This is a genomic window from Butyrivibrio sp. FC2001, from assembly GCF_000424125.1.
Lineage (GTDB): Bacteria > Bacillota > Clostridia > Lachnospirales > Lachnospiraceae > Butyrivibrio.
In genome coordinates, this window is sequence record NZ_AUJH01000027.1 from 1 (window position 1) to 25,281 (window position 25,281).

At 41.5% G+C, this 25,281-nt stretch carries 28 protein-coding genes and 1 tRNA gene; 27 read left to right on the forward strand and 2 right to left on the reverse strand.

Annotated features, from left to right (window positions below; all coding sequences use genetic code 11):
- Positions 1 to 7: 7 nt before the first annotated feature.
- From G601_RS0112345 to aat, 12 genes are all read left to right on the forward strand, one after another.
- A tRNA-Phe gene (locus G601_RS0112345) sits at positions 8 to 80 on the forward strand.
- Between the two features lie 208 nt (positions 81 to 288).
- Positions 289 to 2,280, forward strand: a complete 1,992-nt coding sequence (locus G601_RS0112350; RefSeq protein WP_026492248.1) for an oxidoreductase — start codon at positions 289 to 291, stop codon at positions 2,278 to 2,280.
- An 81-nt stretch (positions 2,281 to 2,361) separates the two neighbouring features.
- Complete coding sequence (locus tag G601_RS0112355; RefSeq protein ID WP_026492247.1) at positions 2,362 to 3,228, forward strand: LysR family transcriptional regulator; 867 nt, start codon at positions 2,362 to 2,364, stop codon at positions 3,226 to 3,228.
- A 51-nt stretch (positions 3,229 to 3,279) separates the two neighbouring features.
- On the forward strand, positions 3,280 to 3,465 hold the full coding sequence (locus tag G601_RS0112360) for a hypothetical protein (protein ID WP_026665548.1): 186 nt from the start codon (positions 3,280 to 3,282) through the stop codon (positions 3,463 to 3,465).
- A gap of 25 nt (positions 3,466 to 3,490) precedes the next feature.
- Complete coding sequence (locus tag G601_RS0112365) at positions 3,491 to 4,573, forward strand: radical SAM/SPASM domain-containing protein (RefSeq protein ID WP_035790734.1); 1,083 nt, start codon at positions 3,491 to 3,493, stop codon at positions 4,571 to 4,573.
- 40 nt (positions 4,574 to 4,613) lie between these two features.
- Positions 4,614 to 5,831: an AI-2E family transporter gene (locus G601_RS23125; RefSeq protein ID WP_051205815.1), complete on the forward strand. Its 1,218-nt coding sequence runs from the start codon at positions 4,614 to 4,616 to the stop codon at positions 5,829 to 5,831.
- A gap of 234 nt (positions 5,832 to 6,065) precedes the next feature.
- Positions 6,066 to 6,434: a hypothetical protein gene (locus tag G601_RS0112375; RefSeq protein WP_026492243.1), complete on the forward strand. Its 369-nt coding sequence runs from the start codon at positions 6,066 to 6,068 to the stop codon at positions 6,432 to 6,434.
- 176 nt (positions 6,435 to 6,610) lie between these two features.
- On the forward strand, positions 6,611 to 9,499 hold the full coding sequence (locus G601_RS26165; RefSeq protein ID WP_026665550.1) for a transglutaminase domain-containing protein: 2,889 nt from the start codon (positions 6,611 to 6,613) through the stop codon (positions 9,497 to 9,499).
- 276 nt (positions 9,500 to 9,775) lie between these two features.
- Entirely contained in the window at positions 9,776 to 10,705 is a 930-nt protein-coding gene (locus G601_RS23130) for a glycoside hydrolase family 43 protein (RefSeq protein ID WP_051200963.1), read from the forward strand.
- 15 nt (positions 10,706 to 10,720) lie between these two features.
- Complete coding sequence (locus G601_RS0112390) at positions 10,721 to 11,011, forward strand: hypothetical protein (protein WP_026492241.1); 291 nt, start codon at positions 10,721 to 10,723, stop codon at positions 11,009 to 11,011.
- A gap of 18 nt (positions 11,012 to 11,029) precedes the next feature.
- Positions 11,030 to 11,287, forward strand: a complete 258-nt coding sequence (locus G601_RS0112395) for a GIY-YIG nuclease family protein (protein ID WP_026492240.1) — start codon at positions 11,030 to 11,032, stop codon at positions 11,285 to 11,287.
- 307 nt (positions 11,288 to 11,594) lie between these two features.
- Positions 11,595 to 12,248 (forward strand): leucyl/phenylalanyl-tRNA--protein transferase, encoded by a 654-nt coding sequence (gene aat, locus G601_RS0112400; protein ID WP_026665551.1) that lies wholly within the window; start codon positions 11,595 to 11,597, stop codon positions 12,246 to 12,248.
- A gap of 15 nt (positions 12,249 to 12,263) precedes the next feature.
- On the opposite strand, the gene G601_RS0112405 is transcribed toward aat, so the two are convergent.
- On the reverse strand, positions 12,264 to 12,458 hold the full coding sequence (locus G601_RS0112405) for a (2Fe-2S)-binding protein (RefSeq protein ID WP_026665552.1): 195 nt from the start codon (positions 12,456 to 12,458) through the stop codon (positions 12,264 to 12,266).
- A gap of 134 nt (positions 12,459 to 12,592) precedes the next feature.
- On the opposite strand from G601_RS0112405, the gene G601_RS26485 reads away from it, so the two are divergent.
- The 8 genes from G601_RS26485 to G601_RS23140 all read left to right on the forward strand — a co-directional run bounded on the left by G601_RS26485 (position 12,593) and on the right by G601_RS23140 (position 19,173).
- On the forward strand, positions 12,593 to 12,787 hold the full coding sequence (locus G601_RS26485) for a hypothetical protein (protein WP_196808887.1): 195 nt from the start codon (positions 12,593 to 12,595) through the stop codon (positions 12,785 to 12,787).
- A 269-nt stretch (positions 12,788 to 13,056) separates the two neighbouring features.
- Positions 13,057 to 14,097: a hypothetical protein gene (locus G601_RS0112415; RefSeq protein WP_155834532.1), complete on the forward strand. Its 1,041-nt coding sequence runs from the start codon at positions 13,057 to 13,059 to the stop codon at positions 14,095 to 14,097.
- Positions 14,098 to 14,289: 192 nt separating this feature from the next.
- Positions 14,290 to 15,141 carry a hypothetical protein gene (locus G601_RS0112420; protein WP_026665555.1) on the forward strand — a complete coding sequence of 284 codons (852 nt, stop codon included), beginning with the start codon at positions 14,290 to 14,292 and terminating at the stop codon, positions 15,139 to 15,141.
- A 173-nt stretch (positions 15,142 to 15,314) separates the two neighbouring features.
- Positions 15,315 to 16,706, forward strand: coding sequence for a GGDEF domain-containing protein (locus tag G601_RS0112425; RefSeq protein WP_026665556.1), 1,392 nt, complete (start codon positions 15,315 to 15,317; stop codon positions 16,704 to 16,706).
- Positions 16,707 to 16,737: 31 nt separating this feature from the next.
- The gene (locus tag G601_RS23135) at positions 16,738 to 17,373 is read left to right on the forward strand and encodes a YunG family protein (RefSeq protein WP_196808889.1); all 636 of its coding nucleotides are present in this window, start codon (positions 16,738 to 16,740) and stop codon (positions 17,371 to 17,373) included.
- 48 nt (positions 17,374 to 17,421) lie between these two features.
- Complete coding sequence (locus G601_RS0112435; protein ID WP_051205817.1) at positions 17,422 to 18,324, forward strand: fructosamine kinase family protein; 903 nt, start codon at positions 17,422 to 17,424, stop codon at positions 18,322 to 18,324.
- 320 nt (positions 18,325 to 18,644) lie between these two features.
- Positions 18,645 to 18,806 (forward strand): hypothetical protein, encoded by a 162-nt coding sequence (locus G601_RS26170; RefSeq protein WP_155829502.1) that lies wholly within the window; start codon positions 18,645 to 18,647, stop codon positions 18,804 to 18,806.
- A complete protein-coding gene (locus tag G601_RS23140; protein ID WP_242834420.1) occupies positions 18,769 to 19,173 on the forward strand; it encodes a GNAT family N-acetyltransferase in 405 nt (134 codons plus the stop codon). The genes G601_RS26170 and G601_RS23140 overlap by 38 nt, the downstream gene beginning before the upstream one ends.
- Before the next feature lie 17 nt (positions 19,174 to 19,190).
- Here the strand turns inward: G601_RS23140 and G601_RS0112450 are convergent, their stop codons facing one another.
- Positions 19,191 to 20,072 (reverse strand): LysR family transcriptional regulator, encoded by an 882-nt coding sequence (locus G601_RS0112450; protein ID WP_026665558.1) that lies wholly within the window; start codon positions 20,070 to 20,072, stop codon positions 19,191 to 19,193.
- Positions 20,073 to 20,272: 200 nt separating this feature from the next.
- Here G601_RS0112450 and G601_RS23145 point away from each other — a divergent pair, with 200 nt between their 5' ends.
- The 7 genes from G601_RS23145 to G601_RS0112490 all read left to right on the forward strand — a co-directional run bounded on the left by G601_RS23145 (position 20,273) and on the right by G601_RS0112490 (position 24,970).
- Positions 20,273 to 21,652, forward strand: a complete 1,380-nt coding sequence (locus tag G601_RS23145; RefSeq protein WP_026492231.1) for an MATE family efflux transporter — start codon at positions 20,273 to 20,275, stop codon at positions 21,650 to 21,652.
- A 71-nt stretch (positions 21,653 to 21,723) separates the two neighbouring features.
- On the forward strand, positions 21,724 to 21,900 hold the full coding sequence (locus tag G601_RS26175) for a hypothetical protein (protein ID WP_155834533.1): 177 nt from the start codon (positions 21,724 to 21,726) through the stop codon (positions 21,898 to 21,900).
- Positions 21,876 to 22,520: an aldo/keto reductase gene (locus G601_RS23150; protein WP_051205818.1), complete on the forward strand. Its 645-nt coding sequence runs from the start codon at positions 21,876 to 21,878 to the stop codon at positions 22,518 to 22,520. The genes G601_RS26175 and G601_RS23150 overlap by 25 nt, the downstream gene beginning before the upstream one ends.
- 236 nt (positions 22,521 to 22,756) lie before the next feature.
- Complete coding sequence (locus G601_RS26180; protein ID WP_155829500.1) at positions 22,757 to 22,921, forward strand: hypothetical protein; 165 nt, start codon at positions 22,757 to 22,759, stop codon at positions 22,919 to 22,921.
- A gap of 131 nt (positions 22,922 to 23,052) precedes the next feature.
- On the forward strand, positions 23,053 to 23,817 hold the full coding sequence (locus tag G601_RS0112475) for a helix-turn-helix domain-containing protein (RefSeq protein ID WP_196808890.1): 765 nt from the start codon (positions 23,053 to 23,055) through the stop codon (positions 23,815 to 23,817).
- A gap of 119 nt (positions 23,818 to 23,936) precedes the next feature.
- Positions 23,937 to 24,104, forward strand: a complete 168-nt coding sequence (locus tag G601_RS26185; protein ID WP_155834534.1) for a hypothetical protein — start codon at positions 23,937 to 23,939, stop codon at positions 24,102 to 24,104.
- The gene (locus G601_RS0112490) at positions 24,101 to 24,970 is read left to right on the forward strand and encodes an NAD-dependent epimerase/dehydratase family protein (protein WP_026665560.1); all 870 of its coding nucleotides are present in this window, start codon (positions 24,101 to 24,103) and stop codon (positions 24,968 to 24,970) included. Before G601_RS26185 ends, G601_RS0112490 begins: the two co-directional genes overlap by 4 nt.
- Positions 24,971 to 25,281: the final 311 nt, after the last annotated feature.

Consider the following 25,281-nt stretch of genomic DNA (forward strand, 5'->3'; position numbering starts at 1 on the left):
CAAGTATGCCTAGATAGCTCAGTTGGTAGAGCAGAGGACTGAAAATCCTCGTGTCCTTGGTTCGATTCCGAGTCTAGGCATCTTTTTTTATTAATTTTTCTAGTGATAATCTTCAAATTTACCCAGAAACTTTAAATATGATGGTTATTTCTGTTCATCAAATAAATGTTGAGGTACGGAAACTATTTGTTGATGGAGAAGCCTTCGCCTACACAGTTAAAATATAGGAAGAATAATGACTTGTTGATAGAGTTGTTCGAAAACTATATTCAGAGGTAGGAGAAAACTATGAAATATCCAAAACTTTTTGAACCCCTTAAGATTGGCAATCTTGAGATTAAGAACCGCTATGCTATGGCGCCTATGGGACCTCTTGGTCTTGGCGACTGCGAAGGCGGATGGAATGACCGTGGAATCGAGTACTACACCAGAAGAGCTAAGGGTGGTATCGGTCTTATCATCACAGGTGTTACTTTTTCTGATACAGAGGTTGAGAAGCCTTCTTTCCCCAACACACCTAACAGCACATATAATCCGGTACAGTTCGTAAGAACAAGCCGTGAGATGACAGAGCGTGTACATGCTTACGGAGCAAAGATTTTCCTTCAGATGAGTGGTGGATTTGGTCGTGTAACAATTCCCACAAACCTTGGAGAATTTCCGCCTGTTTCAGCATCACCCATTCCTCACAGATGGCTCGATAAGACCTGTAGACCTCTTACGAAGGAAGAAATCCACGGAATCGTAGAAAGCTTCGGAAAAGGCGCATATAACGCTAAAAGAGCCGGTTTTGACGGTGTTGAGATCCACGCTGTTCATGAGGGCTATCTTATAGATCAGTTTGCAATTTCATTCTTCAATCAGCGTACTGATGAGTACGGCGGATCACTTGAGAACAGACTTCGTTTTGCTAAGGAAATCCGTGAAGAAATAGCTAAGACCTGTGGCTGGGACTTCCCTGTTGCCATGAGATTTTCACTTAAGAGCATGGTTAAGGACTTCAGAGAGGGAGCACTTCCCGGAGAAGAATTCGAAGAAAAAGGCCGTGATATCGAAGAAGGTATCGAAGCAGCAAAGCTTCTTGAGAAGTTCGGCTACAACGCTCTTGACGTAGATGCAGGAACATACGATGCATGGTGGTGGAATCATCCCCCGATGTACATGGAGAAGGCTCCTTACAAGGAATTTGCCAAGATTACAAAGGATAACGTAAATATCCCTGTTATCATGGCTGGACGTGTTGACAATCCCGATACAGCTACAGAGTGTATCGAGAATGATATATGCGATATGATCTCTCTGGGTCGTCCTACACTTGCAGATCCTGATATCGTTAACAAGATCCGCAGAGGACTTCTTAAACAGGTTCGTCCCTGCATTAGCTGCCAGGAAGGCTGCATGGGACGTATTCAGACATATTCACTTATCAACTGTGCAGTTAACCCTCAGTGTGGTAAGGAGAAGCTTAACGCTTATAATCCTATCGTTAAGAAAAAGAAGGTGCTTATCGTAGGTGGTGGTGTTGCAGGCTGCGAAGCTGCAAGAGTACTGGCTGAGAGAGGCCATGAGCCTGTTGTATACGAAGCATCAAGCCAGCTTGGCGGTAACCTTATTCCCGGTGGTGCTCCTAAATTCAAGGAGGATGACATCGCTCTTGCTCAGTGGTACACAGATGAGCTTGAAAGACTTGGCGTTGAAGTACATCTTTCAACAAAAGCAACAGATAAGGAAATCCTTGATGCTCAGTTTGATTCAGTAATCCTTGCAACCGGTTCAAGACCCAAGATGTTCTCCCTTGGCGATGATGAGAAGGTTTACTCAGCAGAGCAGGTACTTCTTAAGCAGAAGGATCCCGGCAAGGAAGTTGTAGTTGTAGGTGGCGGTCTTGTAGGCTGTGAGCTTGCGCTTGATCTTGCACAGAATGGCAAGAAGGTTACAATCGTTGAGGCTCTTGATAAGCTTATGGCTGTAAACGGACCTATCTGCTCCGCTAACAAGGAGATGCTTGAGAGACTTATTCCTTTCAACGGAATTGATGTTGTAACAAGCGCTAAGGTAACTGCTTTTGAGAACGGTGTTCTTAAGGCTGAGGCTGACGGTCAGACAAAGGAAATCAAGGCAGACAGCGTGGTTCTCTGCGTAGGATACGCAAGCGAAAACACACTTTACAACGAGTATAAAAATGACGTTGATGAGATATATCTGCTTGGTGATGCAAGACAGGTTTCTAACATCATGTATGCAATCTGGGATGCATTTGAAGTAGCAAATAACATCTGATTTTCATAAAGAATGATATTCACAGTCCCTGTAAGACAATATAGATTTGCCTTACAGGGATTGTTGTTTTATCATTTTTCTATGAATACAAAAAACTTTAAGTGTTTTCAAATCGTATATGAAGAGAAAAATATAACATCTGCAGCCAATAAGCTGTTTCTGTCACCGCAGGGACTAAGCAAGATTATCAAGTCCCTGGAGGAGGAATGCGGAACAGCGCTGTTTGTGCGCACTAAGGAAGGCCTGATACCCACTGAGAGTGGCAAGATTTTTTATGAAAAATCCAAGGAAGTCACTAAGAATCTGAATGAAATGTTTAGTTCAATTCAGGCTGAGGGCAGTAAGGATAAGCGTTTCAAGATCGGATTTTCACTTGGTACCATGCGTGTCTTAGACATCGCAAATATAAGAAAATTCATGGAAAACTGCCCGGAGATCGCAGGAAGCTGGCGTGAACAGGTAAATGCTGATGTACGGCATCAGGTTGCAAATGGTGACATAGATTTTGGAATCGTGGTTGGAATGCCTAAAAATATGGGATTAAAGGCCGTGCGCTTAAATTCCCTCGAGGTTGTCCTTTACGTATACAAAGGCCATAGGCTGTGGGATGCAGAGGAGGTTACCCTTTTAGAGATAAAGGATGAACGGATAATTTCCATGAATGAAAATTACCATATTTACAGGGATTTTCTGAATGCGTGCCATATGGAGGAATTCAATCCAACTATTGTGGCCAAGGTCGGAGAGGGAGAGTCCATCTACTGTCTTGTTAAAAACAAGGTGGGAATAGGGATTGCTCCGTGTTTTCTCAGGGAAGACAGCCATGTGAAGGCTATTAAAATAAAGGATGCTTACACCTGGGATATTTACGGGATTTATCGTGAGGATTCACCGGATATTGTTTTGGCAGAAAAACTTATCAAGGAAATATGCCCTAAATTGAAATAGTTGGTTAGGAATGTTATCATTATTTCGATAAATAAGATTGAGGAGGCCGCAATGAAAAAATCATTAAAGAAGGCACTGATCGTAGGTTCAGTTTTTGCTGCAGCGATGAATTTCAATGCATGTGGCTATGGCCCGCCGGAGGGTATGTCAAAGGCCAATGCGCAGAAAATAAGCAGCCAGAGCGAAGATGAGGTTATCGTGGCTGAGGTAAATACAGAAGGCGAAGCTTCTAAATAAATTACGCAGAAAGACTGAATTTGTTATGCATACAGAAAACCTGAATGATATCGAAAAACAGAAAATCAGGGATTTGAGAGAATTACATAATTACCGACAGGAATTAAGGAAGAGCCCGCAGCTGCGAAGGCTCTTCTTTGAGTTAACCCTGAGATGCAATGAAAATTGCGTACACTGCGGAAGCAGGTGCGGTGAGGTGAAGTCGCCTGAGCTTTCAAAAGAGGATTATTTTGAACTTTTAAGACAGATAAAGCGGGATTTTGATCAGCTTCCGATGCTCTGCATTACGGGCGGAGAGCCGCTTCTCAGAACAGATTTCTTTGAAATAATGGAGTATGCGAAGGATCTGGGTTTTTCCTGGGGAATGACAAGTAACGGCACTCTGATAGATCGTGATACCGCAGAATACCTGAAAAAAGCGGGAATGAAGACGGTTTCAATAAGCATTGACGGTACAGAAAAAATTCACGATGAATTCAGAAGAACAAAAGGCGGATTTAAGCGGGCAGTAGAGGGGATTGAGAATCTTATAGCTGCCGGTTTTGATCATGTACAGGTCACTACGGTTGTATCTAAGAAAAATGTAGATATACTCGATGATATTTTCGGGATTCTCCTTACCATGGACATTGATTCCTGGAGATTACTGGGGATGGAGCCTATCGGAAGAGCTCTGGAGCATGAAGATCTGGCGCTGACGATGGATGAGCATAAAAGGCTCCTTAGATATATTAAGGATAAAAGAGAGCTGGAATACCCTGTGCTTTATGGGTGCTCGCATTATCTTGGGCTTGAATTCGAGAGAGAAGTAAGAGACTGGTATTTCCTTTGCAATGCGGGGCTCTATACCGCAAGTATAGCCTGCAATGGAGATATAATGGGATGCCTTGATATAGAGAGAAGACCCGAAACAATTCAGGGAAATATCTACAAAGATAACTTCAAGGATGTGTGGCTGAACAGGTTCAAAATTTACAGAGAACCACTTGCCAGTAAGAATGAGAAGTGCATGGCCTGTGAGGATAGAGATTTCTGTGAAGGCGGCGCCTATCACAGCTGGGATTATGACCTGAATTGCCCGAAGGTGTGCTTTAATAGTATTATATAAATATCCTTTGTTTTGATTGGACAGGAGGAATAATAACATTATGAGAGAATTCTTAAAAAAATCATTTAAGGTGGCAATGCCCCTGTTTTTAGGGCTTGGATTATCTATTATCTTTTTCTTCTTGATTTTCAGATTCGATGGATTTAGCGGAGGGCTAAGTACGATCGCGTCTATCTTAAAGCCATTTATATACGGCGGAGTTATCGCTTATCTTTTAAAAACACCTTACAACTGGATAGCAGCGAAGCTGGAGAAGCTGTTTAAGGGCAAGAAAACCGGAATGGTTAAGGCTCTGGCACTTATTTTGGTACTGTTTGCAGTTGTTTTGGCTATATATCTGTTACTTACAATGATCATTCCTGCGTTGGTAGACAGCTTGATGTCCATAGCGCAGGCAATTCCCGGGGTTGTGACAAGGCTTGATCAGACTGTAGAACAACTTACCGCGGACTATCCGGAGATTGGCGGATATATTGAAAAAGGTCTGAGTACCGTGAAAACAAGCGGACCTGAATGGATTAAAAACAGCATTCTTCCGGGGCTTACAGACGCTTTAGGTGGCGCTCTGGGTGTCTTTGGATCATTTGTTGGAGTACTTTATAACCTTCTCATAGGCGTAATTATCTGCATTTATATCCTGCTTGATAAGGAAACCTTTGCACGTCAGGCAAAGATGATTGTTTATTCACTGTTTCCGCGTGATATAGCTGAGAAGATTGTGGATGAATTCGTATTTATAGATAAAACCTTTGTTGGATTCTTTGGTGGAAAGGTGCTTGATAGCGCGATAGTCGGACTTATCTGCTATGTATTCTGCCTGATCTTACAGCTGACAATGGGCATGCATAATGCGGTGCTGATCGCGGTAGTCGTTGGAGTTACCAATATCATACCGTTTTTCGGGCCGTATATAGGTGCAATTCCATCAGCACTCATTATTCTTATGGATTCGCCCATTTGCTGTCTGTTCTTTGTTATTTTTGTAGTTCTTTTGCAGCTCTTTGATGGAAACGTCCTTGGACCAAAGCTTCTGTCTGAGAGCGTGGGACTTACAGGCTTCTGGGTACTGTTTTCAATTACATTGTTCGGTGGGCTCTTCGGAATTGTGGGAATTATCGCAGGAGTACCGGTATTTGCAGTTATTTACGACCTGATTCGCAGATGGGTTTACACTATGCTTGAAAAAAATAAGATTTCTGAATTTCTGCCTAAGGCACCGGTAGAGGAAAAGCCTGAAGAAGCTAAAGACGAAAAATAACAGTGACGGTTCTGAGCTTAAAGGAGTAGGTAATGAAAAAAATCCTGGGTCGAATTCTTCTTGTTGTTCCGGCTATTGCACTGCAGTTCTTATAGAAAAACTGTGTATTTGTGGGCAACACAAATCAGTATATCAAAATTTTATTGATTTATAATAATTTGTGCAAAATGGATGTTGTATCATAGGTTATATGGAACTTATGGTTATTTGCATCAAATAAGGAGGTATTCCACAATGAAGATTACCGGTTTTTGCCCACTGATCGTAACAAAGGATCCTGATTCAGTTGTAGCTTTGTTTGAGGCTCTTGGATTTGAGAGAAAGCATACAAAAGAAGATATCGAAGGTGGAGCAAATATCAATTATAGCATGAAGGATGCTAACGGAAACCGCATCAATATTGCAAGCTCCCAGACCATGGAACGCGATATGACAAGCATGAGCGTGAATGTTGATAATTTCCAGGAAGCTTATGATTTCCTTATTTCAAAAGGCTTTGTAAATCCTCGTGGGGATAAGGTTACAGACACAAGCTCTTCAAGAGCTACAATGCTGATCGCGCCCTCCGGATTCCCGATTACAATTACTGAGCATATTAAGTAAGAGGGTGTACACCTGGATAAAATGGGATATTTGGCCTGATAGATGGAGACATCTATCAGGTTTTTTTAAATCTTGTGCAACATTTTTGGGGAAATAATTGTATTATAAGTGAAGGCGCTTTTAAGGAATGAAAAAATGAATTAAAAGAAATTGCAAAGATACAATTAGGAGGGACTATGAAAAAGGAATTTTCATCGATTTTAGCAGTTCTGCTGAGCGCTAGTCTGGTAGCAGGATGCGGTAGTACAGGATTTGGTACTAAATCGACAAAGGATGGTGGAGACACACAGGCGTCTATAAACGGCACGGATTTTTCCGGAATGCTGGCAAATGGTAATAAGAGTGGTACAGCAGATGATCAGAGCAGTGCTGATACTTCCGATAATCAGAGCGGCGCTGCTGCAACAGGTACTCAGAGCGGTACGCAGAATATTACAGCAAGCCCGACCGGTACAAAGGATGTTCTTGCAAACATTAGAAACAAGTATGCATCTGCAACAACAAATAGTACAAATGATTTTAATGAGCCTATTTATAATGTACCAAGTAATTATGTATTCACCTTTGATTGCAACGAAAACGCATTAAGTTCAGTATATTACGATGCTTTTGGTGTTTATACTACAATCGATTTTGAAAATCCGGATAAGTACATTCATAACTGTGCTGATATCTCTCTTGAAAATGGTCAGATCATAGTAGAGCCCGGTTCCGTAGATATGTTCTACGATATCCCTGAGAGCACTCTTACTGCAGATACAAATACTTATGATTCCTGGAAGGTAGAGAGTGATGGAACCTGGGGAAGTCTCAGTAAGCTTTATCTGGTGCAGAAATATGATCTTCAGACAGGTGAAGAGCTGGCAAGACCCATTATTACACCCTTCACAGTTCAGCATGATATTGTTTCAACAACAGTAAAGCAGAAAATTGATGCCAACAACAATTATTATCTTGAATGGTCTCCTGTAACAGGTGCTTCAAGCTATCTTATCTATCAGATTGATGATGATTTCTTCAATCTTGTAGGAAAAACAGCAGATACCAGCATAGCAGCTGATAACCTGATGGGACAGCTTGATACAGATAAGTGGAGCGAGATTGTAAATCAGGAGCTTCAGGAAAATGGCTATGATACTACAACTTCCGAGAAGATGTACATGAATTCTGATCTTCATGATTTCCAGAATTCCAAGTTTGCAGTAGTAGCAGTAAAGAACGGACAGACCTCAGGTATCAGTAACATCGTTGATTCAAACGAACTTGCTGACCTTTTACCTTATAAGATAGCCTCCAATAACATAGAGGTTACTATCAAAAACGTTACTGACATGCCTACTTACGTTACCATGACTACGGTAAACGATAAGACAATGCAGATGCTGATTGATTATCACGGCTGTTATGCAAAATACGAGGATGAGAGTTCAACAACATTTTATCTGTATCCCAAGGTTTATCATACAGATTTATCACCCTTCAGAATTACTATACATGGCATGAAGTATAGCGATTTTAAGGAGCAGGCACCTGCAATTGGTGTGAGACAGGATAATATCACCGCAACACTTCCTACTGAGAAGACAGATGCGGAGGTAAACGTATCCAACGTACCTGATCCCGAAAAAGAGACCGGATATACAGAGCAGATAGAGAGACAGAAGAACCCTTCACAGGATCCTGATACAACTCAGGAAGAGCCTGATGTCCAGGAGAATCCTGATAATCAGGAGGAGCCTACAGGTCAGGATGGACCGGGAGCGCAGGAAGGACCGGGAGCGCAGGAAGGACCTGGTGCTCAGGAGGAGCCCACAGAGCCTACAACTCCTGAGGAACCTGCAACACAGGAGCCCACAGAGCCCACAACTCCCGAGGAGCCTGCAACCCAGGAGCCTGTAGAGCCCACAACTCCCGAGGAGCCTACAACACCGGAAGAGCCCACAGAGCCTACAACTCAGGAGCCTGCTACTCCTGAAGAGCCTACAACGCCTCCCAGTGATACAACTGGCAGTGCTAACCAGTCTGGCTCCAATGAACTCCTTGCAGAGGTTGCAGGTGTTGTAAGTCAGAATCTGACTTTGATTGAGCAGCAGAGTGGTGTTTCAATAGACAGTATTGTATTTGCAGAGTCACCCTTAGAGGAGTGGATCGCAAGCTGCCTTATTGCAAGAAGTGAGTACATTCCTGTACCTGTGAGCGAGTTCCCTGAGGGAGCAGATGTAGAGGGTACAGCGCTTAAACTCCTTTCTATGTACAGACAGAATCCCACAAGTGGTGTGGTTAGTGATATTCAGTATTCTTACGATTATCAGACATACATCGTTACTTATGCAGATGATTCAACTGACAGACTTAACAAGACTGTAGAGGAGCTTAAAAAGGCTCAGGAAGTAGCCGGCTCTGTAGCTGGTGGCTTATCAAGCGAATATGATAAGGTAGTTGCATTAAACGACTATTTCTGCACAAATGCATCCTATGATGAGAGCTCAATGGCTACTGATGTTGATCCCAGCTCTCTTACACAGTCCTTCATAGATGCGCACACACCTTATGGTATACTGTGCAATAACTATGGTGTATGTGAGAGTTACTCAGAGGCTATGGCACTTTCAGGAAGACTTGCAGGTCTTAACGTAATCATTGAAACCGGAGATCTTTACGGTGCAGGCGGTCACGAGTGGAACAGAGTAAGCATTGACGGCAACTGGTGTATCCTTGATATTACTAATAACGACAGCGAATTAGTTCCTAACGGTCTTTGCAATATCACAGACAGCATGGCAACTGAGCTTCTTATATCCGATAATTCAGCATATACATTCAATGCAGCAGCTACTACAGATGCGTATGAATACTATCACATGAATAACAACTATGCTGAATCCGTTGCAGACTTAACTGATAAGTTAAGAGAGCAGTTAAACGGTAATACAGTTGCACACGTTCGTGGCGGTGAAGGCATTACCGAGGACGACGTTGTTGCAGCAGTTCAGCAGTTGTACAGTGAAGGATATCCTATAGCTGACGCATATTTCGTATATAACATTGCTGTTATTACTGAGTAAAAATCATTATTGAAAAGCTATTCGAAGGGAGAGTCTCTAGTTTATGAGACTCTCCCTCTTTATATAGATAATACTAGGCGTTTCGCAAACTTTAGAGTTTTAAATGGTACTAATAGCAGATTTTTAAGACAGAATTAGCATTAACTGGGCAAAAATCATTCATTTGTGACAAGATAGCAGAAGTGTTTTTAAATATAATCTTTTTAGCACGAATGAACGGTGCTCTTTGGATACATGTTGTGAATTACAAGTTAAAAATGATTGGAGAAAACAGCAATGGAACAACAGACAACTTTTCATAAAAATCCTATAATAGAGAACATATATACCGCAGATCCTGCGCCTATGGTATACGGGGACAGGCTCTATCTCTACACTACTCATGATGAGGACGAGTTGATAAACGATTTCTACACAATGAAGGACTGGAGATGCTTCTCTACCACAGATATGGTAAATTGGGAGGATCATGGCGTGATTTTCTCACTTGATGATATAAGCTGGGCTGATGACAGAGCCTGGGCACCTCAGGCGGTAGAGAGAAATGGCAAGTTTTACCTTTATTGTCCTGTACATAAGAAGGATGGCGGTATGGCGATCGCTGTTGGCGTATCTGACAGACCTGAAGGACCGTTCAAGGATCTGGGATATCCTTTGGTGGATGAAGGGGACTGGAATGACATAGATCCCACAGTTTTCATCGATGACGACGGACAGGCGTATCTGTACTTCGGAAATCCTGAGCTCAGATATGTTCTTCTCAATGAGGACATGATCTCTTATGATAAGGAAGTGGGCGTAGTGAAAATCCCCATGACAGAGGAAGCCTTTGCGAAGGGAAGCCATGACACCGGAACTTCTTATGGCGAGGGACCGTGGTTTTATAAGAGAAATGATTTATACTATATGGTATATGCGGCTTTTGGCGTAGGAAAAAGGGATGAGCATCTTGCTTATTCAACATCAGTTTCACCTACAGGACCCTGGAAATACGGTGGTGTTCTCATGACGGAGGAAGGCGGAGTATTTACCAACCACCCTGGAATCGCCGATTTTAAGGGACATTCATATCTCTTTTATCATACAGGGGATCTTCCGGGAGGAAGTCTTTTCCACAGGAGTGTATGTGTGGCAGAGTTTTCGTATAATGATGATGGAACGATAAATACCATTCCCAAATGTGAAGGGGTAGAGGCAATACAGTAAACGAGGAATTAGTTAATGAAACCAAAATCCAAGATGAGCAGGATGCTCTATGAGATGCTTTTGAATGAAGGCTATGAGGAGCGATTCTGCGATCTTATAACACAGAATCTCAATACGGATTTTACTGCAACCAGGATGATTGGCTATCTGTCCCATTATTCTCACCCGCCGCAGGGCGAGATCGTGGATGAGATGCTGAGCATCCTAAGTGACAGGAATCGTATTATAGAAAAGAAAACAGCCGAAGGGTACAATGCCAAGTGGAATCAGATGATGCAGGAAGGGCTGTTTGATGGAGATGAGTAGGATAGCGGGATTATTTTCATGAATTACACGTATTTAGTGGAATGTGCAGATGGCACGCTGTATTGCGGATGGACTAACAATATTGAGAAGCGTATTGCTGACCATAACGCAGGAAAAGGCGCGAAGTATACAAAGCCAAGGCTGCCGGTGAAGCTTGTTTATTTTGAGGAATTTGAGACCAAGGAAGAGGCTATGAGCCGGGAGTGGCATATAAAAAAGCTTTCCAGGAAAAAGAAGATGGAATTGGTAAATTCCATGGAAAAGGAAAGCTTATAAGTAATATTTTTGGTATTTAAGCGTTTTTTTCTTCCCCGTTTTAATGGCAAATTAAAGACGGAATTTTCGCAAAGCCTGCCGTTTTTAAAGGAAAAGAGCCATATTACAATTTTCCTATTAATGAAAGGAAGCTGACGCCTTGTCACGGGAGTCGCCAGCTTTTTGTGTTGAAGAAAAGTTTTTTATTCTTATGAGGGGGTAAGAGAGGGGGTACTCTCTTAATGATTTAAGGATACAAGCAAAATCGTAAAAGAAAGTGACTGTTTTGTGTAGAATTTGTGAAATGTCATTTGTGATAAAATAAGATATGTCTATTTATAAACTTGATGAAAACAAAATAATTTTTCCTGATCCTAAGCTGGCAGATGAGGAGGGACTTCTGGCGGTTGGTGGGGATCTCTCCCTTGAGCGGCTGGTACTCGCATATAGCAATGGGATTTTTCCGTGGTATAGCGAGGATGATCCCATATTGTGGTGGGCACCGAAAACGAGGTTCATCATAAAGCCTGAGAATATTCATGTGTCTCATTCGATGAGGAAGTTTTTCAGAAAGCATGAGATTTTCATTCGGATCAATAGGGATTTTGCAGATACCATGCACAGATGCAGGGTCGGCCGCGAGGAAGGCGAAGGGACCTGGATTAACGATGACATGGAGGCGGCGTATAAACGGCTGGCAGATAACGGCTTAGCTCTAAGCGTTGAAGCTTTTGTGGACGGAGGGCTGGCCGGAGGCCTGTATGGAGTGAGCCTGGGGAGATGCTTCTTTGGAGAGAGTATGTTTTCACTTAAGGAAAATGGCTCCAAAACCGCACTGATACTGTTTTCCAGGCTGTTACAGGACAATGGATATGTCATGATAGATTGTCAGTTTGAGACCGAACACCTAAAGAGCATGGGCGGTGTTTCTATCAGCTTTGAGGAGTATAGAGAGTTGTTGGATGAGGGACTGAAAATGTGATATGTCCTGACAGTGTTATTCGTAATCTTCAGGAAACATCTGGATATCTCTTATCATGGTGGTTATGAAATCACGGCATTTTCCACAGCCTGTGCTGCAACCGGTCTTTTCCTGCACCTTATCGAAGGTGTCGGCGCCGTCTTTAACGGCATCAAGGATCATGCCATAGTTAACATTTTTACAGCTGCAGGCTATTTTTTCACGCTTCATGTAAGATCCTCCTCATGTAAAATAAAGTCTCCCAAATGATCGATGAAGATAGTATAGCAGATTCTAAAGCTTCATTCATCAGATTGAAAGCCAGATAGCATTAAATTATTATTAAAATGAAGGTGGTGATGAAGATGATGAAAACTGATAGAATCGAACAGGAAAATGACAATAGTAGCGAACTTGCAGCACTTTGGAATCAGCATGAGGTGTGTCCGGAGTGTAGGAGCGGGGATATCAGGGTTATAGACCATGTTGTCCATGGACTTTTTAAAAATCGACATGAGACAAGCTATAAGTGTATGAACTGCGGTTGCTCTTGGTGGTAATTTCAAAAAGAAGGTGGTGTTTTTGGATTTAACTTTCAACAACAGCTGCTTTTGTCACATTTGCTGATAGGAATATGTATCTTCCACAGGCTAAAATAAGCGTACAGGAAGAGGAATTACGCAGACTTCAAATATTTAAGAGGCCAGGCGGTGCTGAGAGATTAGCTCTCAGTGTTGTCTGGCCTCGCCAATTAATGAGGTATAAAATATAATTATTCTATGAAGAAAGTCATATATTGTTAGAAGGAATGACAGATTATGAGGTGGATATGATGAAAAAGATTTTTTCTTATTTAGCGATAACTACAAGCATTATGATTGCTGGTTGTGGAGCACAGAACGCCACATCTTGGCCTGTACAGGAGACAACAAACTCTTCCGAAAATACTGAAGCTAATGAGGCCGTTTCTGAGAGCTCTGCAGAACAAATATCTGAAGAAGCTTCGGATACAGTGGAAGACACTGCGCCGGAAGCAGAAGAAGTTACAGAAATAACAGAGGAGCAGATTAAGGAAATTCTTTCCAAAGATGCTGGTGTAAACGAAGAGCAAATTCAGTTTTTCACTATGGATGATTATGACAATGATGGTGAAAATGAGGCATTTGCAATAATCGGTGAAAAAACGGATTACGACATTTATGAAGGCGGTGTTGTAGAAGGGTCCGCCTGGTTTGTAAACAGCGATGGAGCCAAAAAGCTTGTCGAGGGTGACGGAATGGGATTTGAGTGTGAGGCTCAGATTCTGGATTTTAACGGAAAAAAATACATTGTTTTGCAGGAGGCTTACGCGACAGGTGAGCTATCCTTTGTGTATGAAGTAAATGGGAAAGAAGTTTCAGAAGCGTCATTTTCAGCTATAGGAACAGTCAAGGAGCAGGATGATGAAGCGTCTTTCAGAATAGTCGACAGTAGCTATGACGCGGAATATGATCCTGAGATAGATGCGACTCTTGGCCATACATGGAAGAGTTATTACTTTTTCTATGATCCAAAGACGGAAAGCGTAAAAGAATATGGCGGACTTGAGGTTTCCAAAGAAAAAGCAGCTGAATTAGCGGGACGTGATATCGTAGATGAATGCCTAAGTGCAGATGATGAATTAGAAAACATTTACTATCGCGGCAACGGAATAATAAACGTTAATTATTCCAGAAAAACTGAAGATGGCTACATTTCCTATCTCCATCGGAACTATAACGTGGAAAAGGGATGCTATTTAGACGATTATTTTGAAGAAAGTGATGAAGAACAGATCGGAACCTACAGGGCTGCGTTATGTGAGGATATAGCTGAATATCCCGCAGAATAACTGGCTTTGCGATACATTTTTGCCAACAGAAAAATAGCCCCATGATAAGAAAATAAAAATTTTTAAAAAATTTTTTATTCTTTGCAACATTTTTCCCTCGTCGTTTGTATATAAGGTAAAGGCGCTTTTAAAACAAATAATAAAATAAAAAACAATAAAACAAACGAATGAAGAAAGAAGAGGGAAAAAGGTATGAGAAGAATGTCTAAAAAGGTTATGGGTGTTGTATGTATGGCAATGGCAATTTTTAGTATGACAACATGTGATGTTAAGGTTTCAGCAGCAGGTTTTTACTATCCGACTTCACAGCCGCAGAAGGTAGAGTCTGATACAAATACAACTACTAAGGATAACACAACTACTCAGGGAAAGACTTTTATCACTAAGGAGAAGACAACTACAAGCAGTAGTTCATATCTCACATCAGAGCAGCAGTCAGTACTGAACAAGCTGGATACAGACTATTCAAAGGTTAGATGGGATGTACAGTATTCACCTAAGGGAATGGACGGAATCATTATTTCCGTATCTTCTTATATGGAAGGAAAATATCCTTATCTTTTAGTAGCTTTTACAAATATCTACAACCAGGATGTTACAGTTTCAGCAGAAGGATATGCTAAGGGAAAGAGCGGACAGGAAGTAGGAGATATCTTTATCTATGAGGAAGCAATAAGACCCGGCAACACAGTTACAAAGGCAATATATTGTGACAGCACACCTACCGGAGAGATTCACTGGGATACCATCGAAACTCCTAAGGTATATGGAACCAGCACATATTGGGAAGGCGATTGGACATTCACAACAGATGCTGATGGATACTACAAGCTTGACTACTCTCTTAAGGCAGATGATTACATGACTCCCGGATATGTAACAGCACTTCTTCTCGATGCAAACGGTTACATTGTTGATGTAGCATACGATTACAACATCGATAAGGGATATTCCGGATATGGTTCTATCGACTTCTACACCAAGGAGTTTAATAGCAAAGTCATTGATGTTGCTATGTTTGCAAATCCTTTAAAAGAGAAATAATATAAAAGCAATTAAGTACGGGCTGCCGCAATTAAGCGGCAGTCCTTTTTTCATGCCCTTAAATATTTGATAGAATATGAATGGATAACATATTGAAGTATAATAGAAGTTGTTATAGAACAAACAATAACGTAATAGAGCTTGGATAAGCATTGTGAAAAGGACGAAATAATATGGATTATCAGTCTTGGATTGAGGGTATAGATGGCCTGGCCAGTCTGTATTCCTTCGATATTCTGCCAGACGGAAGCTTTAGTGAGATTCGTCTGATGGCGGTAAATAAGCAGAATGAGATCATGCTTCATATGAGGCCCGATGCACCGGAGTTTTATCCGGGAATTCCATACCGAAATTATTGGATGGACCTGAATTTCGAGAATTTTGCATATAAATGTGCCAGTACCTCCAGCCCTCTGTATTCATACGTTAATGCCAGAGGACGCTGGTTAAAGGGATTTTATCTGCCTATATCGAATATATGGGATGAGGATTGTCTGTCTGAAGCACCTGAGGGAAGCAGAAGAGTCTTTTGCCTGTATGTGATCACCTTTTCAGATGAGGTGGAGACGGATTCCATGTCGGGACGATCTCCGGAAATTGCCAATGCTGTGCTGAATATAGGTATTAAACTTCATGAGACACAGGATTTTTATCAGTCCATGGCCGATGCTTCTGCGCAGATCAGAGAATACTGCGGTGCAGAGAAAAGCGCAATTTATACGGTAGATATGGATAGGCAGGAGTGCTCTTTTATTGACGAGACCGGTACACGAAACGAATTCATGGAAGTGTTTGGTAATTCGATGGGACGCACTCCGTTTGAGGTTGCGATGGCCTGGGAAAAGGATCTGGCGCTGTCTGACTGCCTGCTGATGGATGATCTACGTGTTATTGAGGAACGTGATCCTGAATGGTATAAATCTCTGTGCACATATGAGATTAAAAATATCATTCTCTATGCTATTCGCTACGGACAGACGCTGGTAGGCTTCATTTGGGCTGCAAACTATGATGTGTCGCGGACGGATCATATAAAGGAGACGCTGGAGCTCTCTACATTTTTGCTTGCTGCGGTTATCAAAAATCATCACCTTATGTCTACACTGGAATTCAAGAGCACTGTGGATCCATTGACACAGGCCGGTAATCGCAATGCGATGGATGAGTATATAAGTGGTCTTGCTCAGAGAAAAGAAGGCATGCCGGAGTCTATTGCAGTTATATTTGCAGATTTGAACGGACTTAAGAAGGTCAATGACGAAGAGGGACATGATGCAGGAGATAAGCTGCTGATGAGAGCTGCTTCGCTTCTTAAGCTTGTCTTTGGAGATAATCCGATTTATCGCATTGGCGGAGATGAATTTGTGATACTTTGCCCTGATGTTACCGAAGGAAAGATGAACGAGCAGGTGTCACAGCTAAAAGGAATGGCAGACAATACTTCCGATGTAAGCTTTGCCGTAGGAAGCGTGCACTGCCAGGGTACATACGATTTGAATGTAGCGATCCAGGCTGCAGATGAGCGGATGTATCAGGACAAGAAGGCTTATTACGAGAGAGGCTGATTAATGAAAAAAGATAGGAATGGAGAAATAAATGGCTGGAGATTTAAAAAGAGTTTATAAGTTTTGCGGATGGGAGGATGCAGGCAAGGTATCACCCGAAGCAGAAGGCTATGAGAGAATAAGAGACCTTCTGGGTATGTATGATTTAATGACTGAGATATGGTCAAAGGAAACATGCGCACCGAGGATGAGAGATGAATGGACACCTGAAAACAGAACGCTTGGACAGTGCTCCATTACTGCGTTTCTTATTCAGGATATATTTGGCGGCGGAGTTTACGGCACTGAGCTGGAGGATGGCAACTACCACTGCTACAACGTTATTGACGGGATGACATTTGATCTTACAAGTGAGCAATTCGGGGATGAGGTTCTTAACTATGAGAATAACCCTATGCAGCTTCGTGAGGTTCATTTTGAAAAAGAAGAAAAGCACGAAAGATATTTGTATATAAAGGCTGAGCTTGATAGAAAGCTTAAAAAATTATCCATGCTGGATCTCATCGATAAGGCTGCAAAAGGCAGCATAGATGCGGCTGCAGAGCTTGCAGAAGCCTATCTTACCGGCAAGTACGGAGATAAAAATCCCGCTAAGGCTAAGAAGTGGGCAAGCTATGCTGCAAAGCGCGGAAGTAAGCTGGCAGAAGAGGTTCTGGCCAAGCTGTAAGTCTGGAAGAACCACATTTTTGGATTAGACAGAATGGGAATATGACGTATGAATTGTGGGGATGGGGTAGTGTACAAATCGCTTAACGAAGCAATTTCCATGACATTTGGGAGTACAGTCACAATAGAGAACAGGCAGGTTGTTCATGGCGGCGATGCTAATGACGCATATGCACTTATGCTTTCAGATGGAAAAAGAGCTTTTCTCAAGGAAAACACTGCTTCAAATGCTGATTTTTTCAGGGCTGAAGCAGAGGACGTAGCAGCTATTGGTGATACGGATACGCTCAGAGTACCTACAATCCATGCTTATGGCACCGATGGAAACAGGGCATTTCTGCTGATGGAGTACATAGAACGAAAAGGCCCCTGCAAGGATTTCTGGGATAAGCTGGGATGTGGTCTTGCCATGATGCACAAGGCAGATACCTCTAAGTACGTGAACGACGGTAAGTATGGCTTTAAGAGTAATAATTACATCGGTGCTGGAAAGCAGAAAAATACGCCAAAGGAAAGCTGGATAGAATTCTTTTCCGAGTGCAGACTAAGGCCGCAGTTTAAGCTTGCGGAAGCATACTTTGATATGGATGTGATAAAGGCTGCGGATAGGCTCATGGACCACCTTGACAGGTTTTTATTCGAACCGGAATTCCCATCACTGCTTCATGGTGACCTGTGGGCGGGGAATTTCATGTCGGATGAAAATGGAGAGCCCATGCTCATAGATCCTGCGGTATATGTAGGGTGTTCTGAGGCGGATATCGCAATGACGGAGCTTTTCGGAGGTTTTGACAAGAGATTTTATGTTGCATATTTTGATAGTATGGGAAAAGTGCAGGGATATGAAGATAGAAGAGATTTGTACAATCTTTACCACCTTTTAAATCACCTGAATCTGTTTGGCATAGCATATCTTCCTGCAGTAGTAAGGACTATCAGAGAATTTGAATAAACAGACGTATTAAGGGCATCTCGAATTGAGATGCCCTTTCTTGTTAAATTACTTATTGATAGCTTTTGTGAGCTTTTTCATGGTGCTGCCTTTTACACCTTTAATCTTGATGGTGGCGCCTTTTTTTACTACGGAGCTTCATCACTACAATATGACAACTTTTATAGAAAATAGCATCCCATTCCTGCCATGGACGATAGTTATATATCTGGGATGCTATTTGTTTTGGATAATCAATTATGTCCTTGGATGTCTACAGGATTTAAGGGAGACCAGTCGCTTTTTATATGCGGACATAATAGCAAAGGTTATCAGTTGTTATGGCAATTCTTGTTTTTGTTTCAACACTGACAACCAAGCAGCATGTTATAGTCGATGTAGTTGCAGGTATGCTGCTGGCAGAGTTTGGTTATATGATTTCAGGTATTATCACGGGAGAAGAAAATGAGCAAAGTAACGTTGGCATCCCTGAAGCAAGATGATAGGGAGCAGTTTATAAAAGACAATCAGGAAGCATTTAATTACGGTGCATTGGAAGAATTTGGGTTAAGAGACGATCATTTTGAAGAGGATGATCAGATCATCTCCCGTGAGACAATAGAAAGATCGATAGATGAAGGGGAAGCGTATCGAATTATGTTCGACGATAAGCCGGTTGGAGGTGTAGTTATTAAGGTGTATGGCGTTAAGGGGAATTTGGATCTTCTTTTCGTATTTCCGAAGGCTCACAGTAAAGGAATCGGTTATGCCGCCTGGTGCGCCAATAAATTATTTCATTCGATACTCCGATGGGGTGCAGCCATAACGCCTGTATGCTCTCGGGGAGCAGCCATATTTGTTGGGAATTGAACTGTTCTGTGCCATTTTTATATGTCTGTTTTGCCGATAATCAGCTGATGTATCTCGTCTAGGAAAATGTTAACTGCCGGTGACTGTACTTCATATTTTTTCCATATAAGATTACCGTGGACTTCCATGAGTGGATCCAAGGGAACAAATGTGAGGGGGCTATCACCGGTTGTGTTTATGAGATTGTCAAAACATATGGCATATCCCAGTTCATTCTCAACAAGAAGAGAAGCGTTATATATTAGATTGTAGGTGGCTACAATACGAAGCTTTGATAGGAGCCGGTCATTTTTAAAATGTCTCTGCGTGCCTCTTGATACGATAATCGGTTCATTTTTAAGATCATTAAACCGGATGGATTTTTTAGAGGCAAAAGGACTATCTTTACGCATAAGAATGCCGTAAGTGTCTGCCATGGGAAGAGTTATGCTGTCATAACGTGTTTCGTCTACATCTGAGAAAACTATCGCAAAGTCTAGAATTCCATTTGCTATTTCATCCATCAGGTCGATGGTATCTCCACTCTTTATATTAATTGTAATTCCGGGATAGTTTTCAGATAACCGGGAGGCAGCTTTTGATATGAAACTGAATACTCTGGATTCTCCTGCACCTATACGAATTGTTCCCGTTATCTGGCCTCTGGTCTGAGATATTTCCTCTTCTGTGCGTTGAATCAGACCGACTATCTCCTCAGCACGTTTTCTTAAAACCATTCCTTCTTCAGTGAGCGTGATCTTTCTGTTTCCCCTTATGAAAAGAGTGGCGCCTAGCTCTTCCTCAAGTTCCTTCATCTGTCTCGACAAAGAGGGCTGTGCTACGTGAAGAGCTTCTGAGGCTGCTGAAATATTACCTTCACGAACTACTGCCAGGAAATACTGCATTATTCTTAAATCCATGTTTTCTCTCCTAAAAATTAAATACACATTGTTATCCACATTGTGACCATCGCTCCGGAGGGTTCGTTTTTGCTATTCATATTTATTATACCATACTATTCAATATAAGTATTTGATTATAGATATATTCTGAATGATAATGGGAACAGGAAGACAACAGACAGCAAAAAACGCTGATTCCATACAGAAGGGAGCGCACTATGGCTAAAGAAATATCATCCAAAGAAAACATCATGGGAACAGAGAAGATAAACAAGCTTGTGATCACTACCGGAATCCCGCTGATGTTCAGTCTTCTTATCAACTCTCTTTATAACCTTGTGGATTCGGTCTTTGTATCAAGAATCTCAGAAGATGCCCTGACAGCACTTTCTCTTGCCGGACCGGTACAGCTGATCGTTTCATCTCTTGGTCTTGGAAATGCGGTAGGACTAAACGCAGTAATATCTAAAGCATTGGGAGAGAAGCGTCCCGACAAGGTTAAGAATGCAGCAAATGCAGCCATCTTTATAGCAGTATGCTGCTGGATAATAAATGTGATCATCTGTCTTTTGTTTGTCCGTCTATACTATGACTGGCAGGCTGGTGGCAATGAGACTATTGCCAGATATGGAAGACAGTATCTGACCATCTGCATGATCTTTTCTTTTGGACAGATGGGGCAGTGGGTGTTTGACCGTTTTGTAATAGCCAGTGGAAAATCAAGCCTCTTTATATTTACACTGTCAGCAGCTTCTATCACCAACCTGATACTCGATCCAATTTTCATATTCGGAATGTTTGGGCTTCCAAGGCTTGAGACAACAGGAGCTGCGATAGCTACTGTTATAGGACAGTGCGTGGGATTACTTGCCGGTATTGTCATAAATAAGAGATGGAACAAAGAAATACCATTCTCATTCACCTTTAGCCCTGATATGGAAAGTGTTAAAAATATCCTTAAGGTCGGAATACCTTCAACTGTTGTCCAGGTACTGACTTCTTTTGTAAACATAGGAATGAATTCAATCCTGCTTTCATTCTCATCCACAGCTGTTGCAGTATACGGAGTCTGTGCCCGTATGCAGAATGTCGTTACGGTTGGAGTTCATGGAATTGATAATGGGCTTATTCCTATAGTTGCATATAATTATGGCGCAGGAAAAAGATCACGCATCAGTGATTCGGTAAAATGGGCAGTTATTTATGGAGTCGCACTGTTCATAGTATTTTTCATGATACTTGAGCTTCTCCCGATGCAGATGCTAAGCCTGTTTGATGCTTCTGAGCATATGATGAAAATCGGAGTTCCTGCCATCAGGATTCTGGCTACTGCTTATTTAATTTCCATACCCAGCCTTGTTCTGGCAGCTGCTCTCCAGGGGCTTTCTCAGGGAACAAGAAGCATGTATATAACAATGCTCCGTCAGGCTATGCTCCCCCTCGCATTCGCTTTTGTGCTAAGCAGAACAAAACAGATCAGCCTTGTCTGGACAGCATTTATTATGGCTGAATTACTTGTTATACCGGTAGCGCTGGCACTGTGGAAGAAGAGCTTCAATGAATCAGGAATAAAAGAACCTGGCCTTGGCAATGTGTAAAAGATTATGTCAGACAGTTCATTGTGATAAAGTAATTAGTAAGGAAATATAAGGTAAGTAGGAGGTATCTTATGGACTTTAAACCGACAAAAAAACTTGGTTTTGGAATGATGCGCATGCCGCTTATTGATAAAACCAATGATGCAGATGTTGATGTGGAGCAGGTTTCTCGTTCCATGATACGCCTGAGCTTCTTGATGAAATACTTACTAACCATCCTGAGATGGAATTTGTTCAGTTTCAGATAAATTATCTTGACTGGGAGAGTGAATGGGTTCAGTCAAGAGCCTGCTATGAAGTGGCAGTAAAGCATGGAAAACCTGTCATTGTAATGGAACCGGTAAAGGGCGGTACACTTGCAAATCTCCCTGAAGATGCCAAAAAGCTGTTTAAGGATTGTGATCCTGAAATGTCCATTCCAAGCTGGGCTGTAAGATTTGCAGCCAGCCTTGAGAATGTCATGGTAGTACTGTCAGGAATGAGCAGCCTCGAGCAGATGGATAACAATACATCTTATATGAAGGAGTTCAAGCCGCTGTCTGATGATGAGAAGGATATGTGTTTTAAGGCCGCAGAGATCATTAACAATCAAATTGCGATACCCTGCACAGCATGCTCCTACTGCACAGAGGGATGCCCTATGAAGATAGCTATTCCTAAGTATTTTTCTCTTTATAATGAAAATATGAGAGAAGACATGGCAAAGAAGGGATGGACTATAAACTTTACCAATTATGGAAATCTGGTTAACAGTGGTTTTGGAAAAGCCAGTGACTGTATCGCCTGTGGTCAGTGTGAGGGAGTATGCCCTCAGCATTTGCCGATAATCGAGAACCTGAAGAAGGTTGCAGCTCATTTTGAAAATTAAGTCATATCGTAGGCTATCTCTGAATATAAATAGTATTTATGGCGTAGACGATACTGGTCTACGTCATTTTTTTAGTTAAGTGTGCGGCTTCAAAGGATTTCAAAAGTTTCAAAAGACAACAACATAAAGATATAAAAACCAATGAATATTGTGTTTTTAAACCCGGTTAAGAAGCATAATACAGTCATAAGGAAAGTACAAACAACCAAATTAAAAACGTTTGAGGAGGTAATACCATGAGATTTAATGACGTTCAGGATACAAGAAAAGCAGAAGTAAGAAAAGAGCAGAGAGATGCAGCAGTTCAGAAGATCTATTCACAGTTTGTAGAGAGACTTTCATGCATAACAATGTGCAACAGAAAAGCCATCATGGCATTTGGCGCTACCTTCACAATTTGATAAAATATCTTCAGTAGGAGTTGGGGGCCGTTATCGCACGTACTATGGGCGATTACTGACCCCGTATCCGACCGGGCTCAGTCAGATATGAACTAGCGTTTATAGAGGTGACGACATTTATGCAGGATAAAGTGATTAAAAAAATGGATGCTGCGCTTTCGGACTACCTGTTTAAGCAGCGCGAAGAGGAATTTGTTCATGCGACATTAAGCCAGGAGATGTCCTCCTTTGAGCTGGTCAAAAACGGAGAAATATCTGCACTGAAGAAGGCTCTTGTAAGGCACAGAAAGAAAACTTTCCCAAAGCTGTCAGAATCTCCACTTCAGCAGCAGAGATATCTATTCGTTTCAAACATAACGACCTGCTGCAGATTCTGCATTGAAGGCGGTATGCCGTCAGATGAGTCCTATGGTCTGTCGGATCTGTATATACGCAGAATGGATGCCATGAATTCAGTAGATGATATCAAGGCATTATATGAGGAAATGATGCTTGATTATGCTGAAAGGATGAAGGGGTATCACGACCTGTACAAGGAGTATTCACCAAAGATTCTCCAGTGCATGGACTATATTGAAAACCATTTGCATGACAGGATAACTGTACAGATGCTTGCTGATGAGCATGAGATGAATGCGTCCTGGTTGTCTACGGTTTTTGCAAAAGAGGTCGGGATGTCAGTATCGGATTATATCAGACATAAGAAGCTTACAGCAGCAAAATATCTTCTTTCCTACAACGAGTACAGCTGCACAGATATAGCTGAATATCTGGGATTCGCCGGGGAGAGTCATTTTTCTGCACTTTTCAAAAAATATGAAGGCGTTACGCCTAAGGAATACAGAAGGAAAACCTATAACAAGTCATTTACCAGCATGGGAAAACAGATTAATTAGAAAGTAGGTGGATAAGAATGGCAGAGGAAATGGAAAGCAGTGGAACTGCCGATAAGATCAGAGCAGAAAAAGGAAATATGCAGACCATAGCACAGCTGCGATAGAAATATGATCTTCATATGAATGTAGAAAGATTTGTAAGTGCTGATGCATTGTCGGATGATGAAAAGCAGGAGATTGCAGATTATATAAATGGCAAACGGACGAAGCCATGGATGCTTAATCCGACGAATCTGAAGTATATCATAGATAATAATTTGTTGAAAAAACAGGGAGAAAACGTATGAAAATACTGGTTGTTGGCGGGACTAGATATTTTGGGATTCCTATGGTAAATGCATTGCTGACAAAAGGACATGATGTGACCATTGCTACAAGAGGAAATGCTAAGGTGGATTTTGAAGGCGAGGTAAACTATGTGACTCTCGATCGGATGGATTCATCAAGTGTCAAAAGAGCTTTAGAAAATCAGAAGTTTGATGTTATCATTGATAAGATTGCCTATAGCTCAAACGACGTGAAAACACTTTTGGAAAACGTCATCTGTGAAAGATATATTCAGATGTCTACATGCTCTGTTTATCTAAATGAACATGCAAATATTTGTGAAGACGAGTTTGTGACAAGTGACTATCCCTTGGTGTGGATGGACAGGATCAAGGACTATGCAACGACAAAGCGTAATGCCGAGAGAGCTGTCTTGGAATACATGGCCCCTTCGGCCTGCACTTTTGTACGATATCCGATTGTCCTTGGAGAAAATGATTATACCAGAAGACTGTGCTTTTATATTGAACACATAAATAATGAACAGGCTATGTTTGTAGATGATCTCGATGAAGCAATGGCTTTTATACATGAGAAAGATGCTGGAGAATTTATTGCATATCTTGCTGATCATCCTATTAATGGCGCAGTTAATGGCTGCTCAAGTGGAACTGTAAAGATTTCTGAGATTATCAGTTATATCGAAAAGAAACTTGGCAAAAAAGCTATTCTTACTGAGGATGGTGACGCAGCACCCTTTAATGGACGTAAAGATACACTTAGCTTTAGCACAGAAAAAGCTGAGAAAGCAGGTTTTGTTTTTCCGGATTTGAACAGTTGGTTATATAAGTTGATTGATTATGAAATTGGACAAATAATCAAATAGAGAAGTACAAAAAAAGAGGACAGTGTCAGTTATATAAGGTAAGAAATTATATAATCAAACTATTCAAAAAAGCACTATTTTTAAGAATAGTGTCTTTTTTTCCGGCAAAAAAGTATATGGAAGACTACAATTCCTATACTTGGGATTTTGACGCCAATGTATTTATCGTAAATCAGGATAAGCGAACAGTAGTCTGTGCATAGTCATGGGCAAATATCCTAAAATCGCAAGCTGAGTGGTAAAATTATAGAATTATCACTTATATTTAACAATTCCTACAGACATTATTTATATGTTGTAAACTATTGTAT

Coding starts and splice junctions, on each gene's coding strand:
- G601_RS23145 (WP_026492231.1), top strand. CDS start 20,273: ATGGCTAAAGAAATATCATCCAAAGAAAACATCATGGGAACAGAGAAG.
- G601_RS23135 (WP_196808889.1), top strand. CDS start 16,738: ATGGCTGGAGATTTAAAAAGAGTTTATAAGTTTTGCGGATGGGAGGAT.
- G601_RS23150 (WP_051205818.1), top strand. CDS start 21,876: ATGGAATTTGTTCAGTTTCAGATAAATTATCTTGACTGGGAGAGTGAA.
- G601_RS0112450 (WP_026665558.1), bottom strand. CDS start 20,072: ATGGATTTAAGAATAATGCAGTATTTCCTGGCAGTAGTTCGTGAAGGT.
- G601_RS0112350 (WP_026492248.1), top strand. CDS start 289: ATGAAATATCCAAAACTTTTTGAACCCCTTAAGATTGGCAATCTTGAG.
- G601_RS26175 (WP_155834533.1), top strand. CDS start 21,724: ATGGACTTTAAACCGACAAAAAAACTTGGTTTTGGAATGATGCGCATG.
- G601_RS23130 (WP_051200963.1), top strand. CDS start 9,776: ATGGAACAACAGACAACTTTTCATAAAAATCCTATAATAGAGAACATA.
- aat (WP_026665551.1), top strand. CDS start 11,595: ATGTCTATTTATAAACTTGATGAAAACAAAATAATTTTTCCTGATCCT.
- G601_RS0112355 (WP_026492247.1), top strand. CDS start 2,362: ATGAATACAAAAAACTTTAAGTGTTTTCAAATCGTATATGAAGAGAAA.
- G601_RS0112425 (WP_026665556.1), top strand. CDS start 15,315: ATGGATTATCAGTCTTGGATTGAGGGTATAGATGGCCTGGCCAGTCTG.
- G601_RS26185 (WP_155834534.1), top strand. CDS start 23,937: ATGAATGTAGAAAGATTTGTAAGTGCTGATGCATTGTCGGATGATGAA.
- G601_RS0112435 (WP_051205817.1), top strand. CDS start 17,422: ATGAATTGTGGGGATGGGGTAGTGTACAAATCGCTTAACGAAGCAATT.
- G601_RS0112365 (WP_035790734.1), top strand. CDS start 3,491: ATGCATACAGAAAACCTGAATGATATCGAAAAACAGAAAATCAGGGAT.
- G601_RS0112390 (WP_026492241.1), top strand. CDS start 10,721: ATGAAACCAAAATCCAAGATGAGCAGGATGCTCTATGAGATGCTTTTG.
- G601_RS0112395 (WP_026492240.1), top strand. CDS start 11,030: ATGAATTACACGTATTTAGTGGAATGTGCAGATGGCACGCTGTATTGC.
- G601_RS0112415 (WP_155834532.1), top strand. CDS start 13,057: ATGATGAAAAAGATTTTTTCTTATTTAGCGATAACTACAAGCATTATG.
- G601_RS0112405 (WP_026665552.1), bottom strand. CDS start 12,458: ATGAAGCGTGAAAAAATAGCCTGCAGCTGTAAAAATGTTAACTATGGC.
- G601_RS26170 (WP_155829502.1), top strand. CDS start 18,645: ATGGCAATTCTTGTTTTTGTTTCAACACTGACAACCAAGCAGCATGTT.
- G601_RS26180 (WP_155829500.1), top strand. CDS start 22,757: ATGAGATTTAATGACGTTCAGGATACAAGAAAAGCAGAAGTAAGAAAA.
- G601_RS26485 (WP_196808887.1), top strand. CDS start 12,593: ATGATGAAAACTGATAGAATCGAACAGGAAAATGACAATAGTAGCGAA.
- G601_RS26165 (WP_026665550.1), top strand. CDS start 6,611: ATGAAAAAGGAATTTTCATCGATTTTAGCAGTTCTGCTGAGCGCTAGT.
- G601_RS0112490 (WP_026665560.1), top strand. CDS start 24,101: ATGAAAATACTGGTTGTTGGCGGGACTAGATATTTTGGGATTCCTATG.
- G601_RS0112420 (WP_026665555.1), top strand. CDS start 14,290: ATGAGAAGAATGTCTAAAAAGGTTATGGGTGTTGTATGTATGGCAATG.
- G601_RS0112360 (WP_026665548.1), top strand. CDS start 3,280: ATGAAAAAATCATTAAAGAAGGCACTGATCGTAGGTTCAGTTTTTGCT.
- G601_RS23140 (WP_242834420.1), top strand. CDS start 18,769: ATGAGCAAAGTAACGTTGGCATCCCTGAAGCAAGATGATAGGGAGCAG.
- G601_RS23125 (WP_051205815.1), top strand. CDS start 4,614: ATGAGAGAATTCTTAAAAAAATCATTTAAGGTGGCAATGCCCCTGTTT.
- G601_RS0112375 (WP_026492243.1), top strand. CDS start 6,066: ATGAAGATTACCGGTTTTTGCCCACTGATCGTAACAAAGGATCCTGAT.